This window comes from Bremerella volcania, from assembly GCF_007748115.1.
Taxonomy (GTDB): Bacteria; Planctomycetota; Planctomycetia; order Pirellulales; family Pirellulaceae; genus Bremerella; species Bremerella volcania.
Genome location: NZ_CP036289.1, coordinates 5,230,321 through 5,248,804, shown reverse-complemented (window position 1 = coordinate 5,248,804; position 18,484 = coordinate 5,230,321). Strand labels below are relative to the sequence as shown.

Below are 18,484 nucleotides of genomic sequence, written 5' to 3'. Positions count from 1 at the left end.
ACCATGATTTTTAAGGAATCGCCGCAATCGCTTGCATAGAAATAGGTTAGGCGTTCTCGAAATCTTTGCATTTGCTTCAGGAATCCTGAATGTGAGGTGGATACATAGAGATTCCGCCTACTTGGAGGACAGCAAATACGGTGCTTCGAATCGATATTCAATGTCCTTTTCAGTCACATTGAGCCCGAACAGGCCCACTTTGAGTTCCTTTTGAAGGGAGCACCGGCGTTCTAACACCTTACGCCATGAAGAGTTGTCGTACGTTGCCGATAGAATGAGCCGGTCTTTGCGGCGTTCTACGCGAAGGGTTATGGGTTTGTCTTCCATCGGGAAATTGCCTCCGCCGATCAATTGTCCCTGTTCGTATTGCTCGCAACTCAGGAAGACAGCATTCGCTTCGCCACTTCCTGTTCGTGTCCAGCGTAGGATGTTTCGGTCGTCTTGCCACACGAGGATTCCCGCGGCGACGTAGCTGGCGTGTCCGTCAACGCCTGTCTTGGCTTGCGGCCGGGGAAAGTCGCTTACGCGTATCTCATAAAGAAAGTCCCCTTCCACGGTCTGCATTACCCTCGGCGCATTGGTTACCTGAAGTCGTGGGTTCATGTCGTGCAGACCGGCTGGAATCGACAGCGAAACGCCCGATTCGACGAAATCAACAGGGCAGTTACCAACAGGATCGGTAATCTCACCCCAGCCAGGAAGTTCTTCGGCACTAAGGAGGTTGGTTCCAGCAAGAACCAACAGCAAGGCGAGCAGTCGATAGCAAAATCGCATGAAGCGGGATCTTTCAGAAAGGGGTGAGGCAGGAAGGACAAGAAAAACGGCGGATCGCGTCTTGGCCCGATTCTATCATTCACTCTAGAATTCACGACTACGAAAATGAGCATTGCGACATCCCAGCAAGCGGCGACGATGCTCAAGAGTCTGCCGCAATGTTTCGAGCAGAATGAATCGTTCCAGAAGGTGGTCCAAGCCCTGAAGCAAGGGAAGGACGCAACTTTGGAAGGAGTCTGGGGCTCAGCCTGCGCGCTGGTGGCCGCAGCTTTCTACGGCGAGATTTCGCCGCACATCGTTGTCGTTGCTCCGCATCTGACCGAAATCGACAAGCTGGCCGAAGCGTTGCCGCTGTTTTCCAATGCGGACGTCGCGTCTTTTCCGGCCTGGGAGTCGTCGCCGGACGAACGCCGACTACACGACGAGATCTACGCGGCGCGGTTGAGAATCTTGAAGCAGTTGGTATACGGCACGTGCCCTTCCATCTTGGTTACTTCCATCGAGAGCTTGATTCAGCCCGTTCCTGGAAAAGAGAACATCGTTGCCAATAGCCGCCGCCTGGAAGTCGGTCAGCAGTTGATCCCCGAAGAATTAGCTAAGTGGCTGCTCGCTCATAAATATCACTCGACGACGGCCGTCGAACTGCCAGGCGAATTCTCGCTGCGTGGGGGCATTCTCGATATCTTTGCCCCTGATTGGCAACTGCCGGTGCGGGTCGAGCTGTTCGGAGACGAAATCGAATCGCTGCGCGAGATCGACGTTCAAACCCAACGCAGCGTTGATTCACTCCAGCAGATCGATATCACGGCCCTGCGGCACTCAAGAGATTACCAAGGCAGTTTCGTCGACTACCTACCGGAAGACTCAGTGTTTCTTCTGATCGAGCCTGATCAGATGAAACAGACGGCCAACGACTATCTCAAGCGTGTGGATGACGTACGCGATGCGTTTGAATTCGCGGAAACCATCGTCAGGCTCAACGATTTCCGTAAGGTCTCAGCTGCCGGGATCGCGAGTGGATCGTTCAACGTGACCGCAAACTTGAACTTTGAATCGGTCGAGCAGTTCAGCGGCGATGTCGAGCGAGTTCGCGGTGAATTAGACGTGGTCAGCCAGAATCTGGATGTCGTGATCGTCTCGCAGACGGAAGCGGAAGTCGAGCGTCTGCACGAGATACTCGACACAACGCAGGTCGCCAAGTCCGGGCGGTTGCATTATGTGTTGGGGGAACTGCATCAAGGTTTTCGCTTTCGCGATGGGCAGCTTGTGCTGGTCAGCGGCAACGAGATCTTCCACCGCGGAGCTTTGCATCGCACCAAGACCAGGCGTCTGGGCAAGGTCATCGATAGCTTCCTCGACCTGAAGAAGGGAGACCTGGTCGTTCACCTGGGGCACGGCATCGGACGCTATCGTGGTTTGCGTCTGATCGAGAAGCAAGGGCACGCCGAAGAACACCTGGTGCTCGAGTTTCACGGCGAAACCAAGATCTTCGTCCCGGCTTCGAAGATCGATCTTGTTCAGAAGTACGTCGGCGGCAGCAAAACGCGGCCTCCCCTGGCCCGCATTGGCGGCGTTGTCTGGAAGAAGCAGAAAGAGAACGTCGAAAAAGCGGTTAAAGATCTCGCGGCCGATCTGCTGCAAGTTCAAGCCGAACGCAAGAGCCGACCGGGGATTGCCTTCGCGGAGGATACCCGCTGGCAGTACGAGTTCGATGCCTCGTTTCCCTATACGGAAACAGACGATCAAGTGCTGGCCATCGCTGCCATCAAGCAAGATATGATTCAGCCCCGGCCGATGGATCGCTTACTATGTGGTGACGTCGGTTTCGGGAAGACGGAAGTCGCGATGCGTGCCGCGTTCAAGGCGGTCGACAACGGCTACCAGGTGGCGGTCCTGGTACCAACGACCATCCTGGCCGAGCAGCACTACAAGAGCTTTCGTGAACGGATGGCCGAGTTCCCGTTCACCATTGCAAGACTTAGCCGCTTTGGCACCGCGAAAGAACAGCGAGAAGTCGTCGAGGGATTGAAGGGAGGCACCGTCGACGTCGTCATCGGTACGCACCGCCTGGCGTCGAAGGATATCGAGTTTCAAAACCTGGGCGTGGTGATCATCGACGAAGAACAACGCTTCGGCGTCGAGGTGAAAGAGCGACTGAAGCAGCTTCGCACGACCGTCGATGTGCTCACCATGACGGCGACTCCCATTCCGCGAACGCTGCATATGTCGCTGGTGGGGGTCCGCGACATTAGCAACCTGGAAACGGCGCCCAAGGATCGCATCGCGGTCGAGACGAAGGTTTCGCGATGGAATGACGAGCTGATTCGCCATGCGGTACTGCGTGAACTGAACCGCGGCGGGCAAGTCTATTTCGTTCACAACCGGGTGCAGGATATTCAGCTGGTCGCCGCGAAGCTCCAGCGCATCGTGCCGGAAGCCAAGATCGGGATCGGTCACGGGCAAATGGCCGAAGGTGCGCTCGAGCAGGTCATGGTCGACTTCATCGATGGAAAGTTCGATTTGCTGCTGGCGACGACGATCATCGAGAGCGGGCTCGACATTCCCAACGCGAACACCATTTTCGTCGACGAAGCCGATCGCTATGGCCTGGCTGACCTCCATCAACTGCGAGGTCGTGTCGGGCGGTCGCACCATCGCGGCTATTGCTATCTGCTGCTGGAGCCTGGCAAGCACCTGACGCCGATCGCTAGCAAACGCTTGCATGCGATCGAGGAATTCAGCCACATGGGGGCCGGGTTCGCCATTTCGATGCGCGACCTCGAAATTCGCGGTGCTGGCAATATTCTGGGGACGCAGCAAAGTGGTCACATCGCGACGGTTGGCTACGAACTGTATTGCCAGCTTCTGGAAAGTGCCGTGCGAAAGCTGCAGAAGATGCCGCCGAAGCTGACGATCGACGTCGACATCGATTTGCCGGTCGAAGCTTATTTGCCCGACGATTACGTCGGAGACATGCGGCAAAAGATCGATCTTTACCGGCGCATGACGCGCATCGCATCGGATGAGGATCTGAAGCAGATTGAAGACGAGATGCGAGATCGATTCGGGCCGACTCCTGAAGAGGTCGAAGAGCTGTTGCGGCTGGTTGCGCTGAAATTAGATGCCGCTTTTTGGCAGGTTTCCGCGATTTATGTCGAGGAAGAGGTCGATCAAACTTTTCTCGTCTTCGTATATACCAATGCGTCCAGGATCCAGCAGCTAGCAAAGCTGCGTGGCAAGAAGGTTCGTGTCGTCGACGAGACCCGAGCCTACATCCCGCTGCCGGATGCCAGCATGAACGGATCGGAATTGCTCGATTTTGCGAGAATGATGTTGCGTGCTAGTTAGGTGCGTTCCTATACTCCGCCCGCAATTTTCTTGCGCGAGCGCGGCCGGATGCCGCAATCGATTGGGAACTCCTCATGGATGGGAAGTCAAGCAACGTGATTTCAGCTGCTTACGCGACTTGTAAAAACATTGGTCTGCGCACCGTCTTGGCAGGCCTCATGCTTAGCTCCGTCCTGCTTTCTCCGAGCGAAGCTTGGGCTCAGTTCGGCTGGCTCAATCCTTGGAAAGAAGACGCTGCGGCGGCACAGCAAACCCCTTCCGATCCATTCTCCCAGCGTCGGGCGGCGAGCGAACCTCAATACCGAACGGCTGCGCGAACTGTCCCTGGCGCCGGAAGCTATCCAGCGAACACGCCTTCAACGGGTGGTGCCACGGCGGTCATCTCCGACATGCCGACGAGTTATCCGCCGCAAAACGGTTATCATTATCCGCGAACGCAGGAGACCGTTCCGACCTATCCCACCACAAATTACCCATCGACCGGTCAGCCCGGTTATCAGTCGGTTCCGCCGCAAAGTAACTTCAATTCGCAGATGGCTCCGCGTGTTGCCAACTTGCCGCAACAACCGGCCGCTAAGCGAGAGGACGACCTTTTCAAGCCCGCTCGGATTGTGGCGATCGTCAACGGAGCACCGATTCTCGCTGGCGATGTTTTAGGCCCGGTGAATCAGATGATCGAAGAGCGTCTGGCAGCGCTGCCGCCTGAGAAACGCGACAGCGTTTCGCCTGAGGAGATCGAACAATTCAAAGAACAGGCCTTGAAGCAGATGCTTCCTGGTTTGATCGACATCAAGGTGGTATACCTCGACTTCATGCGTGCCGTTCCTGCCGATCGCATGGAAGAAATGCAGGAGATGCTTGGTAAGAACTACGAAGAGTATCAACTCGAAACCGACATGAAGAACGCCGAGGTGAACACGCCTGCCGAGCTCGATATAAAGCTTCGTGAAATGGGTGGTTCGCTGGAAAAGAAACGGCGCCAGTTCGTCGAGAAGTTGGTCGCTCAGCAGCAAATTCAGCGGAAGGTGAAGAAGGACGAAGAAGTCACCCATCAACAAATGCTCGACTACTACAACGAGCACGCGAAAGACTACGAGAAGTTGGCCAAAGTCAAATGGGAACAGCTGATGGTGAAGTTCTCGGAATTCCCCAATCGCCAGGCGGCCTGGGAAGCGATGGCCAACATGGGTAACCAGGTGCTGCGTGGGGCTCCCCTCAACGCGGTTGCCAAACGTGAATCTCAGGGGATCAAAGCTTCCAGCGGTGGTCAGTACGACTGGACCCGCCAGGGGAGCTTGAAGAACGAAACGGTCGACCGGGCTATCTTCAGCCTGCCGATTGGCGAACTAAGCCCCATCATCGAGTCGGCCGAAGGATTCCACATCGTGCGTGTTCTCGAGCGGGAAGACGCAGGCATGGTGCCCTTCACCAAAGCTCAGGTCGAGATCCGTGAGAAGATCCAGAACGAGCGCCGCCAAGAACAGATGCAGGCTTACATCAAGGAAGTAAAGTCCAAAGCTCAAGTCTGGACGATCTTCGACGAGGCCAAGTAGCTGGCCTTGTCCTGGTCCTTCGGTAGGGTGCCTTTTCACCGGAAAACTCGGTGCGAACCGGAAATCTTATTAAGATCCCCCTGCTTTTCTCCTAGCTAATTGGGCGATTAATTCGCCTGTTCTGCTATCGAAATGTCACTCGTTTCGTAAGAATTAAAATAAGCGGTACTTATGTCAGGGGATTGTTTCAGTACCGGCTATTTTGTTGGCCCTTACAATCGAGTAAAGTAGCGGTCAAAAGTTAATGTCCAGGATTTGTTCCGCGCCAGCTACTCAATGCATCGTAATATCAAGCGGTGCCTTCACCGTCGCGGAAAAGATGGCTCCCCCGAAATGCGTCGGGGGAGCTTGCGTATGCCCCCAGTGAGGAAGTCTGCATGTCCGATACTGCCAAGCTAATGATCGATGGGAAAGAAATCGAGCTGCCCGTAGTTGTGGGTAGTGAAGACGAAAAGGCGGTCGACATCTCGAAACTTCGTGGCGGGACCGGCTACATCACGCTGGACGAAGGGTACGTCAACACAGGCTCCACAACCAGCGCCATCACTTACCTGGACGGGGAAGCAGGTATCCTGCGTTATCGCGGCTACCCGATCGAAGAATTGGCTGCCAACTGTGACTTTGTCGAGGTCATGTATCTACTGATCTACGGCGAACTTCCCACCGAAGAACAGCTAACGAACTTCCGCAACTCGATTCGCCGTCACACGATGCTGCACGAGGACATGCGGTCGTTCTACGATGGCTTCCCACGCGACGCGCACCCGATGGCGATCCTGTCCAGCGTGGTCAGCGCCCTCTCGACGTTCTACCAGGATTCGCTCGACCCGCACGATCCGCAGCAGGTTGAAGTCTCAATCCACCGCCTACTGGCCAAATTGCCGACGATTGCAGCCTACAGCTACAAAAAGTCGTTTGGCCAACCATTCATCTATCCGCAGAACGACCTTTCTTACTGCGAAAACTTTCTGCAGATGATGTTCGCCGTTCCGAGCGAGCCGTTCCACGTCGACCCAGACTTCGTCGACGCGTTGAACCTGCTTTTGATCGTGCATGCCGATCACGAACAAAACTGCAGCACCTCGACCGTCCGCATGGTCGGTTCGGCCGATGCGAATCTTTTTGCTTCGATTTCCGCTGGCATTAGCGCCCTGTGGGGACCGCTGCACGGCGGTGCCAACGAAGCCGTGGTGAACATGCTGGAAGAGATCATCGAAAATGGCGGCGACGTCGATAAGTACGTGGAACTGGCCAAGGACAAGCAGAGCAAGGTCCGCCTGATGGGCTTTGGGCATCGCGTCTACAAGAACTTCGATCCCCGGGCCACGATCATCAAGAAGGCTTGTGACCGGCTGCTCGACAAGCTCGACATCAAGGACCCGTTGTTCGACGTCGCTCAGAAGCTCGAACATGCGGCGCTCAACGACGAATACTTCGTCCAACGCAAGCTTTACCCGAACGTTGACTTCTATTCCGGCGTGATCTACCGGGCGATCGGTATCCCGGTTCAGATGTTTACCGTGCTGTTCGCCATGGGGCGCCTGCCCGGCTGGATCGCCCACTGGAAAGAAATGCACGGTTCCAAGACCAAGCGTATCTGCCGTCCACGTCAGGTCTACACCGGCGAAACTAAGCGGGAATTCATCCCGATCGAGAAGCGATAGCATCGCTAGTGAGTCGGCTTACCAGCTACCTCAAGAGGGCATCATCGCATGCCCTCTTTTTTCTTGAATCTGCCTGGCTATTTCTTGCCAATGCCAGCAGAGCATGCGGCCGCGTATCCGGAAAAGTTTACCTAAATAGTCAAACTTTCGGTGATCGCTTGAGGTCGGTAGACACGTTGTGTCGATAACAACCGTTGTACGTCTAGGGACTACGAAGGGTCCCCAGCAGGAGTTCAGCGAGGGAGACGCAACAGCACGATGATTAAGCAAATTATCGGTACCACGGCAGTGATCGCTACTTGGATCGTTCCGTCGATTGCCCTTGCCCAGGTTTCGGCCGTCAAGCTGTCGCATACCATCCAGCTCAAACCGGATGCCGAGCGACTCCATCCGCCGGTCGTTTCGCAGGTTGAAATCCATCCGACCGGCAAGCTGATGGCGGTCGCCGGAGACGATCACTTCGTCCGCATCATGGAGATCGCGACGGGACGCGTCATTGTGACGCTCAAGCAGCATACCGACTGGGTCCGTGCCGCGCAGTTTTCGCCCAATGGTAAGTTGTTGGCCACGGCGGGGAACGATCACCAGGTGCTTCTGTGGGACGTACAGGAAAACATCCAGCTACGTAGCGGAAGTGAATTTCCCAGCGTGATCACCGCTTTGGACTTCAATCACGACGGAACCAAGCTGGCAGTCGTCGGTTTTGATGACTGCGTCGTCGTCTACGATCCCTACTCCGGCAAGAAACTCCAACAGTGGAAAGCAGCCGGAAACGATCTACGTGCCGTCACCTTCTCGCCGGACGGAAAACTGGTCGCCGCCGCGGGACGTACCGGCATCGTTCGTATTTGGGATGCCGCCAGCGGCACTCAGCTGAAAGACATCCGCGCTCATAACGAGCGCATTCATGGCTTGGCATTCTCCGACGACGGCACGCAGATCGTCAGCGGAAGTGAAGATCGCCAGCTGACCGTCCACAACGTCAGCAGCGGGCAGAAGCTTGCTTCGATGCCGACCGGCGACGCGAAGGTATTCTCCGTTTCGCTCGTTCAACCAGGCACGATTGCCACCGGCGGAAGCGACAACGAAGTTCGCTTGTGGAGCTTGGATACGTACGAAGAAATTGATCGTCTGGCAGGCCATGATGGCACTGTCGCGACGCTGTCGGCTCAAGGGCAAACGATGGTTTCCAGCGGGTTCGATACCACGATCCGCGTCTGGGACCTGGGCCAATCGCGTCAGAAGTCTCCCCCCGTGTTAACGGTCCCGGTCAGCCGTTTCTCGAATTAATTAGGTCACCATTTTCGCAGGGATGCGAAAGGAAGGCACAGGAGTCGCCTGATGGGTTTCCATTATCGAGACGCATTGCGTCGTTTTCGCAGTTTTTTTGGTGGCGGCAAGAACGCTGCACTCAATCGTCCGGTTCGCTCGCGCGGGCTCGAGGCACTCGAAGCACGCCGCGTGATGTCGGCCGATCCGATTCAGCTTGGTGCGATCTACCACGAAGAGGACGGCGCCGGCGGTGACGAGCACGGCGATACGTTCATCGTCACTTTCGAAGGTGGCGCCGAGGGAACGCAGCTGACACGTCTGATCTTCGATGGGGACCAGATTGAAAACTTTGGCAACCTGCCTGGTCTCAGTACCGGCGATATGATCTTCGATATCACGCCTGGTGGACTAGGAGCCGATGCTTCATTTCCGTTCCAGATCGTTTCGGCCAACGGGATTGATTCGATCACCGCGACGGTTACCGACGGGGGTAGCCGTTTGATTCTCGATTTCGTCGGCTTCGATGCTGGCGAAGAACTGCGATTCTCGATCGACGTCGACGAAGTCATCATCTACGATCCGAGCAACCCAGCCGAAACGCTGATCGACCCGATCGCTTCGGGGGCGGAATTTCACGGAACGCTGCTCACCGGCGAATTCTCGGCGGCTCACTACGAGAACGCCACGATCAACACCAAGTTCTACGACATGTACGATTCCAAGCTGGCCGAGTCTGGCTTGGATCTTCCCGAGGATAACTCGACCGGACATCGAGACCGAACCGACGGCGCGTTCGGCAGCATCGTTCAGCAGCCGCTGCCGATTAGCATCAGTGGTACGGTTTACCACGACCCGAACCTCAGCCTTACACAAGATACCGGCGAGCTAGGCATCGCAGGCGTTTCGCTCACGCTGTGGAAGAAGGAAGGCGGAGTCTTCGTCAACACGGGGTATACCGTAACGACCGACGCCAACGGTAACTACCTCTTCGGGGAAGACCTCGGACTCCAGCCAGGCACCTACCAGGTTCGAGAAACCCAGCCGACCGGTTACTTCAGCGTCGGTGCTGTACCAGGCACCGTGGAAGGAACCCCGACCGGTTCGACCGTTTCCGGCGATCCGGACGTGCTCACTGAGATCACCATTCCACTGGGCGGCACCGCGGCGATCGATTACGACTTCGCGGAAGCCACGCCGGCGATGATCGACGGTTACGTCTATCACGACCGCGACAACGACGGGATCAAAGAGGCAGGCGAAGAAGGGATCGCTGGCGTTCAGATCCGCGTGCAAGGGGTCGACGTGCTGGGCAATCCTCAATCGTTCTTGGTGACCACCGATGCCAACGGCTACTACAAAGTCACCAATATGCCGCCGGGCGTGTACGAAGTGCAGGAAGTCGTTCAGCCGCCGACCTACCAGGACGGGAAAGACACCGCCGGTACCGTCAATGGCGTGATCAAGGGGGCCGCGAACAACCCAGGCGATCGCATCAGTACCATCACGCTCAAGGGTGGTGACTCAGGGATCAACTACAACTTCGGTGAGATTCGCCCTGCTGAAATCAGCGGTCACGTTCACCTGACCGACCCGGAAGGGAATTGCTACGGCGAGGGGATCGAAACGACGCCGATCGAAGGTGCCGTGATCAATCTGTACGATAGTGCAGGCAACCTCATAGCGACTACCACGACCGATGCCAACGGCGATTACTACTTTGGTAACCTGCTTCCTGGCGTCTACACCATTGAAGAGATCACTCCTCCAGGGCTGATCGATGGTGGCGACCACGTCGGGACGATCGGCGGGATCCATGTTGGTAACCTCGACGGCAACGACCGCATCGCCGATATCGAACTGCTCTCGGGCGATTCGGGTGTTCATTACGACTTCTGCGAACACCTGCCGGCCAGCATCTCGGGTTACGTCTATCATGATCGTAACAATAACGGCATTCGTGAAGCAGGCGAAGAGGGTATCGAAGGGGTGCTCGTTCAGTTATACGACGAGAACAACATCCCTGCTGGCCTGGCCATCACCGATGCCAACGGCTTCTACGAATTCGTCGGACTTTCCAAGGGGCAGTACCACCTCGCCGAAATTCAACCATTTGAGTACATCGACGGCCTCGACACGGCCGGTACGATCTTTGGCACCACGGTCGGTGCCGCCGTCAACCCAGGGGACGAAATCAACACCATCGACGTCAAATGGGGCGACGAAGGTATCGAATACAACTTCGGTGAAATCAAACACGGCTCGCTCAGCGGTTACGTCTACCACGACCGTAACGTGAACGGCACTAAGAACGACGGTGAAGAAGGCATCGCCAACGTCACCATTACGCTCATCAATACCGACACCAACGAAACGTTCTTCACCACCACCGACGAGAACGGCTACTACGAGTTCCTCGATCTGGTCCCTGGCAACTACCGCGTGATCGAAACGCACCCGATTTCCTACCAGGATGGACTCGACGAGGCCGGTACGATAAACGGAGTGGTTCGCGGCGTGGCGGTGAACCCTGGCGACGAAATCAACAGCATCGCCATCGGTAGCGACGAGCACGGTATCAACTACAACTTTGGCGAATTCCTGTACGCCTCGATCTCGGGAACGGTCCGACTAACCGACCAGGATGGGAATTGTGATTTCGATTCCGCAACCGAACGGCCCGTTGAGGGTGCCACGATCCATCTCTACGATGCCGCTGGCAATCTGTTGAAGTCGACCGTAACCGATGCCAATGGCGACTACTACTTCGGCGAACTCTTGCCGGGAACCTACACGATTGTCGAAGTGACGCCACCAGGCTTGATCGATGGCGGTGACCACATTGGTACCATTGATGGAATCCACGTCGGCGAGCTTGGCGGGAACGACCGCATTGAAACGATCACCTTGATGGCCGGTCAGCATGGGGAAGATTACGACTTCTGCGAAAGCGAACCTGCCGATCTTTCGGGCTACGTCTACCACGACCGCAACAACAACGGCATTCGTGAAGCCGGGGAAGAAGGGATCGCCGGAACGACCGTTCGCATGTTCGACGAGAACGGTAACCTGGTCAATACCCTGGTGACCGATAATAACGGCTTCTATCACTTCACTGGCCTGACCAAGGGCGTTTATCGGATTGTCGAAACGCAGCCAACCGGTTACCTCGACGGTCTGGACGCTGCTGGTACGATCAATGGATCGACCATTGGTTCCGCGACGAACCCTGGCGACGTGATCCACACGATCGACCTGAAGTTTGGTCAATCGGGTATTGAGTACGATTTCGGCGAAGTGCTGCCGACCTCGATCGGTGGTTTCGTGCACGTCGACCCGAATCAGGACTGTATCTTCGATCCCAATGAGCAGCCTCTTTCGGGCGTGAAGATTACGCTTCTCGATGCAGGCGGCAACGAGATCGCCACCACGTTCACCGATGCCAATGGTCATTACCAATTCGAGGGCCTGCCGCCGGGCACTTACACGGTCGTTGAATCGCAACCGGCTAATTACTTCCAGGGGGGCCAGATCGATCATAACGGGCTGGCCGATGCCTCGGTGACCGACGTCATCTCGAGCATCGTCACCCATTCCGGCGAGCACCTCGACGAACACAACTTCTGCGAACTGCCGCCAGCTTCCCTTTCGGGTTACGTCTTCCAAGATGGTGCCGTGATCTCGAATGCTACTGGAGAAGTACCGGCCGATATTGCTTCGCTACGCGACGGGCTACGTACGGCGGACGATACCCCACTGGCTGGCGTCGTGCTCGAACTTCGCGATGGCTTCTCGGGTCAGCCGATTTACGGCAATAGCGACGTGGTGCTGCAAGGGATCTATGGCGATGGGCCTGTCCGAGTCGTCACCGACGCCAATGGCTTTTACCGATTTGATGGACTCAAGACCGGCTTTTATGCCGTGTATCAGATTCATCCCGATGGCTACATCGACAGCATCGATACGGTCGGTACCACCGGTGGTCTGGCCGTGAACCCCGGTACCATCGGCCCTGAGGTTTCGGCCCTGTCGGTCAACCCAGGCAACGACGCGATCATTCGGATCTTCGTGGTCGGCGGAACCGAATCGCAGGAAAACAACTTCAGCGAAATCCGCGTCGTGCCATTCATTCCACCACCAGAGATTCCACCAGGAATTCCACCGGTAACGCCTCCTCCGGTTGCCGTACCGCCACCAAGCCCAGAACTGATTCCTCCGGCCGAGTTGTTGGCTCTGCCGACAATCGTTCAGCCCTACGGTGGGGCAGCGGTCGGCTTCACCTGGCACCTGAGTATCGTCGATGCGGGCGATCCGCGGGGTAAGGAACCGGTTGCAGTTTCGGAATCGTTCTGGCTCACTTCGGCCAACGGGGACCTCAATCCTTGGAACACCGAAAACCTCGCTCAGGCAAGCTGGACCTTGCTGGCCGATGGCGAGGAAGGGGAAGAGTCTGAAACGCTTCATCGTCTGTTTGGCTCGAAGGATGCGATTCCGGTCGCCGGCGACTTCAATGGTGACGGAGTCAGCGAACTGGGTGTCTTCATCGATGGTCACTGGTTCATCGATCTCAACGGCAATGGTCGCTGGGACGACGAAGACATGTACGCCAAACTGGGTCACGATGGCGATCAGCCGGTCGTAGGTGACTGGGACGGCGATGGCAAGGACGATATCGGCATCTACGGCAAAGCCTGGCCGAACGACCCTCGCGCCGTGAAGGAAGAACCTGGCCTGCCTGATGCGGAGAACAACTTCGTTTCCATCGAAAAGCCCAAGAACATTCCGCCGAAAGAAGAGCACGCTCCGCACGGTACCCGCGTGTTGAAGGTCGCCCAGCATGGCAAGTTCCGCCAGGACCTGATCGATCATACGTTCCACTTTGGCGTCGGCGGCGATCACGCATTGGTCGGCGACTGGAATGGGGACGGCATCAGCACTATCGCCGTCTTCCGCAACGGAACGTGGCACGTCGACTCCAACGGGGACGGTCGCTGGAACCCGGAAGTCGATGCGGCCTTCGCCTACGGTGAAGAAGGGGACATTCCGGTCGTGGGTGATTGGAACGGCGACGGCATCGATGAAATCGGCGTCTATCGCGGTGGAAACTGGATCGTTGACGACAACGGCAACCACGTCATGGAGCCCACCGATAAGGTCTTCCAACTTGGCGAGTGGGACGATGTGCCGACCGTCGGCGACTGGGACGGCAACGGCACCGACGATCCTGGCGTGTTCCACGCCAACAAGGAAGGTTCGGTCACGGTCGCCAGTCGTAAGGCCGGTTGATTAGTGGCAAACAGGACTACTGCCGGACAACGCTCGTTTCCGGCAGTAGATTGCCAGCAAACCATGAGAACCCCTCTTCGCCGCGGAAATGAATGCTGCGAACAGGGGTCTTTTCGTCTCGGCTGAACACCTTCACACGCAGCGCTTCGATCGGCACGCTCACCGCCCCAGGCCAACCCCACACGAAACGGCCGCTGTTGTACCAGCCCCCTTGGCCCCGCTCGAGCGTTTGCCAAGTGCCATCGATCTTCACTTCCACCGCCCAGGCCGTGTCCGCTTGAGGTTGGTTCGGATACGTGCCTGACAGGGTCAGGAAGTTGATGCTGACCGGCTTGTCCCAGGATGCCGTCCAGGTCACCGCGTTCTCTTCGCTGAGTATGCCCAGCTCTGCCCCGCCACCTACTCCGATCTCGTGCCACTGCGAGTCTCGTACGAACTTGCCGGTCTTAGGGATGAAGATCAGATCGCGCATTTCACCACGTTTGCCGGCATCAAACTCGGGCACGTTCGTCGATATCTTCGCGTCTGCCAGGAGATTGTGAGCCGTGGAAGGAAGTACAATGGCGTTCGGGTCGATCACGCCGGCGCCAGAAATCAACTCGGCTTTAGGATCTGACGGTGGCTTCGTTAGGGTCAGATAGGCGAACAGATCGAGAATCTCTTCAGGTGAAAGTTGCTTCTCGATTCCCTCCGGCATCAGCGACGTGTCGGAGGTCTTCATCGCGTCGACGTCATCCCGGGCCACCGTTTCCAGCTTGCCTCCTTGCATCTTGAGGACGACCCGTGAAGGACTGTCCTCGACTAGCAGCCCGGAAAGGACGCGTCCTTCCGTCGTCAGCACCGTGACGGCCTGGTAGTCTTTGCCAATGACCAGGCTGGGGTCGAACACGTTGGAGAGCAGTTGTTCGAAGTTGCCTCGCCCGTTGACGGTGATCTCAGGGCCGACTTCCTGCCCTTTGCTGTGCAGCTTGTGGCACTGCCCACACAGCTTGTTGTAGACTTCGATCCCGCGGTGGGGATCACCCTCCTTGGAGGAAATCAACCGCCGCATCTGGGCGACGATGAACGTGCGAGAAGGATCTCGCCCGGTCTTGATAGTGCCATAGATCGAGGCAATCTTCTCGGTCACATCGGGGCTGGAAGTGCCAACCAATCGCTGAAGCTGATTGACTGACAAGATGTCTTTGGGAACGTTGCCACTTTCAATCTGTGCCAGCAGCAGCAACGTCCACGCAGGCCGCTGCAGAAGAACCTCCACCGCTTTGGGACGGTTCTCCGCCGAGAGCGAGTCGAGGCGTTCCAGCAGCAGCGTCGCGACGACATCCGAATCGGACTTGCCGAGCGTTTGGATGACTCGCCCGACTTCGTCCTGGTTGTTGTCGGCAGACTCGAAATACTTCGTCACGAGGGCAATGGCTTGGGGATGCCCGGCGGAGAGCATCGCATCGAGCGCGGCGATGCGGCGGTCAGTCGGCGCTGCGTTCGAGGCAAAGACCTGTGGGACGATCTTCATCGCATTGGTGTCATTCCAGGCCAGTGCCAGGTTCGCCGCATGGTAGTAGCCTGGGTGCTTGGCACCCATGGCCATGACTTCGGAAAGGGACTGGGCCAGCTGCGACTTGAGCTGCGTGAGCCGATCGCCGGTCAATTCCCGCGATTGCGTTTGCGCGGCGATGCGTTCCAGGCAGGCAGCCAGTTGCTGCTCTTGTCCCTTCTGGGAAGCAAGAAGCTTCACGAGCGTCGCCACATGTTCGACCGAAAGCCCTGGCGTCCCGAGGATCCGCGTGGCGGCTCGCGGCAGGAGGGACAAAGTGGCTTTACTCTGGGCGTACGGAGCTTGCTGCATCAGTACGAGATACTGAGGCGTTTCCTGTTCCAGCCGCGGATGCAGGTTCTGCCAGACGATGTGCGGAATCAGCTTGTCCCCTTGGGAATGATGCAAGACTTCCAACAGCGTCGGAACCGTCGGCAGATAATCGACTTGCGGGGCGAGCGTGGCGACCTGCAGACGGACGTCAGGGCTTTCGTCGCGTGCCAACTGGCGAATGCGCTGGGCAATCTCAGGGCTGTCGGACGCGACGGTTCCCTGGTAGCGAACAGCCCAGCTGCGTAGCTGCGGGTTAGGGTGCGAGAGGAGTTTCAATGAGAACGCATCGGACATTTGACGAGCACCGATCAACGACCACAACGCGTGCAGGCGGGTCTTTTGCGAGGCCGACTCGTCCAACACGACCAACTCCAGCTTGGGGATCGCATCGGTGCTGGCACGCTCGGAGAGAACGCGCTGGGCCTGATCGCGATAGAAGCGATTGGCGGAAGCGAGCCGCGCGATCAGTTCGTCGTCCGTTTCCTGGCTGAGGTCATACGGTTGGGCTCGCGGAGTGTTTTCGTAGCGAACGCGGTAAAGGCGTCCTTTCAAGCGATCGACGTCACCGGGACGGGCCCTGGCATCCTGGTAGCAGTGGTACCGGTCGTACCAGTCGAGCACGTACAGGCAGCCATCAGGGCCCGTCTTCTGATCGACCGGCATGTGCCAGACGTCGTTGGCGGTCAGAAAGTCGGGACGCGGCTTGGCAAAGTACGTCGAGCCGTCTCGCTCGAGAACATCGACATTCACGCAGCCACCGTGAATGTTGCCCATGTATAAACAGTCGCGGTACTCTTGAGGATAAGCGTCGCTGTCAAAGTACTCGATCCCGCAATAGGCAGCCATTTGGTGCTTGTGATTGACGATCGATTCAATCTTCCAGGTATGTGGAGGGTACGGACCGCCTTGCCGATGGTAGTAGCCACTTTCGGTGAGATGCCACAGGTGATCAATCACGCAGGCACTGACGAAGGCCTGACCGTTGGGGTCGAAGGCGATCCCCCAGGGGTTGCTGGTCCCTTCGCAGAACAGCTCGAAATCGCGGGTACGCGGATCGATCCGGAACATGGCGCACGTGAACACAAAGTCTTGCCCTCGATGCTTCACGTGGCAGTAGTTGAAAACGCCGTTCAACCCGTAAAGGTGGCCATCAGGACCCCAGGTCAACGAGTTCGGGAGTTCGTGCGTATCAGTCCGACCGAAGCCGGTGACGACGACCTCCTTCTTGTCCGCTTTCAAGTCGCCGTCGGTATCTTGCAGGAAGAGGATGTCCGGCGCATTGGCGACCCACACGCCGCCGTAGCCCACGGCAATCCCTGAGGGAATGTTCAGCCCCTCGGCAAAGATCGTCACTTTATCAATCGCCCCGTCCTGGTCGGTGTCTTCCAGCACCTTGATGCGATCGCGGCCGGGGCCCGGCTCAGAGCGGGGGTACTCGAAGCTCTCGGTGACCCAGATGCGTCCCTTTTCATCAAACGTCATCGCGACCGGGTTCACGATGTCAGGCTCCGCCGCGACGACTTCCACCGAAAACCCGCTGGGAACGGTCATCTTGGCAATTGCATCCTGCGGCGAAAGAGGAGGGCCAGGCACCCCTTGTTGACGACGGGGAACGAAATTGTCGTCATTCTCGGCCGCTTGAACCGGGGAGAAAACGGCCAGCATGAGCCCCGCGAACAGGACAATTCGTAAAGGATCGCGATACATCGAGGAGCTTTCCGAGGAGGGGAGTGGGGCATGGCGAACAGGAAAGGATCTCTACCCAATGTAAAATCTAGCGGCCTGCATTCCAATCAAAACGCTGATGGCCTGTAAAAATAAACAGGTCTCCTGTGAAATTGCTCAGATCATGACCTAAGCCAGGTAGGCCGCTGCGATCAAAACGGCCAGCACGATCCAAATCCCCAACTGTTGGTCGGAAGGACTATAGAAAAGAGCGATCCCCAGTCCAAGAAGCGTCAGGGTCGTCCCCAATAGACCGGCAATTCGGCGGAACAACTGTACCGAGAGTTTCTCGGACGCTGCACGGGCTTCGTCCGCGCGGAGGGGCCCCCACTCTTCCGACTCCATCCGCTTCTGTTCGTTGGCCATCATGACCTTGGCGGTCCGCAGGGCCTCGATGGCTTCCTGCTGTTGTTTCTTGTCTTCGGCAGTCACGAATTCTTTGGATTGCAGTTCGTCCACCTTCTCCTGGAGCGGTGCGATCTCGGACGCTTCGCGTTGTTTGAATTCCTGCTCGGAAATGCTCCGCTGTGCGGAGAGACCGTCAACGCGTGCCTGATCGATCTGATCGCAACCCCGTGTAAATACGATGCAAAGCAGTCCCAGCAGGATGCCTGACTTGGCGATTTGCATGAGCAGCGTCGAGTCGAGTTCGGAAGAGGCATCCTCAGTCGGTGGGGGCTTCATCGGAGTCGGGTTGAGCTGAGCGGCACTGGGCGAACTGCCTGAGAAGCTGGAATCGCTGGAACGTCCCAGGCGAGATCGAAAGAGCCCGTCAATCGTTTTGGCCGGGACCCAATCGGTGTAGCCGGTACACCAGACCAGGGTATCGGCCTTGATGACGCCTTCTTCGGCCAGTTGCCAAAACTTGGTCGCCGAGACGGGGCCCACGTGGGCGTCGTCGATGGCGTAATACCACCGCAATTCTGATTGGGTCGAGCTAGACGAAGACGAGGGCATTCGGGCCAATCCATTCCCACGAGAAGAGATACGACAGGGTG

The 18,484-nt window shown here is 57.2% G+C and carries 8 protein-coding genes; 5 read left to right on the top strand and 3 right to left on the bottom strand.

Annotation, left to right across the window (positions count from 1 at the left end):
- Positions 1–117 precede the first annotated feature (117 nt).
- Entirely contained in the window at positions 118–774 is a 657-nt protein-coding gene (locus Pan97_RS20840) for a DUF1349 domain-containing protein (protein ID WP_144975989.1), read from the bottom strand.
- Between the two features lie 105 nt (positions 775–879).
- Between Pan97_RS20840 and mfd the strand changes: the two genes are divergently transcribed.
- The 5 genes from mfd (at position 880) to Pan97_RS20815 (ending at position 13,894) form a co-directional block, all read left to right on the top strand.
- Positions 880–4,122, top strand: coding sequence for a transcription-repair coupling factor (gene mfd, locus Pan97_RS20835; RefSeq protein ID WP_144975987.1), 3,243 nt, complete (start codon positions 880–882; stop codon positions 4,120–4,122).
- A gap of 158 nt (positions 4,123–4,280) precedes the next feature.
- Positions 4,281–5,675, top strand: coding sequence for a peptidylprolyl isomerase (locus tag Pan97_RS20830; RefSeq protein ID WP_165698886.1), 1,395 nt, complete (start codon positions 4,281–4,283; stop codon positions 5,673–5,675).
- Between the two features lie 377 nt (positions 5,676–6,052).
- Complete coding sequence (locus tag Pan97_RS20825; RefSeq protein ID WP_144975983.1) at positions 6,053–7,339, top strand: citrate synthase; 1,287 nt, start codon at positions 6,053–6,055, stop codon at positions 7,337–7,339.
- A 258-nt stretch (positions 7,340–7,597) separates the two neighbouring features.
- Positions 7,598–8,629 (top strand): WD40 repeat domain-containing protein, encoded by a 1,032-nt coding sequence (locus Pan97_RS20820; RefSeq protein ID WP_144975981.1) that lies wholly within the window; start codon positions 7,598–7,600, stop codon positions 8,627–8,629.
- Positions 8,630–8,680: 51 nt separating this feature from the next.
- Positions 8,681–13,894: an SdrD B-like domain-containing protein gene (locus tag Pan97_RS20815; protein ID WP_144975979.1), complete on the top strand. Its 5,214-nt coding sequence runs from the start codon at positions 8,681–8,683 to the stop codon at positions 13,892–13,894.
- Between the two features lie 16 nt (positions 13,895–13,910).
- Here the strand turns inward: Pan97_RS20815 and Pan97_RS20810 are convergent, their stop codons facing one another.
- Together Pan97_RS20810 and Pan97_RS20805 are read right to left on the bottom strand one after the other, a co-directional pair.
- A complete protein-coding gene (locus tag Pan97_RS20810) occupies positions 13,911–17,468 on the bottom strand; it encodes a PVC-type heme-binding CxxCH protein (RefSeq protein WP_196782171.1) in 3,558 nt (1,185 codons plus the stop codon).
- A 147-nt stretch (positions 17,469–17,615) separates the two neighbouring features.
- Positions 17,616–18,443 (bottom strand): DUF4339 domain-containing protein, encoded by an 828-nt coding sequence (locus tag Pan97_RS20805; RefSeq protein ID WP_144975977.1) that lies wholly within the window; start codon positions 18,441–18,443, stop codon positions 17,616–17,618.
- Between the last annotated feature and the right edge of the window lie 41 nt (positions 18,444–18,484).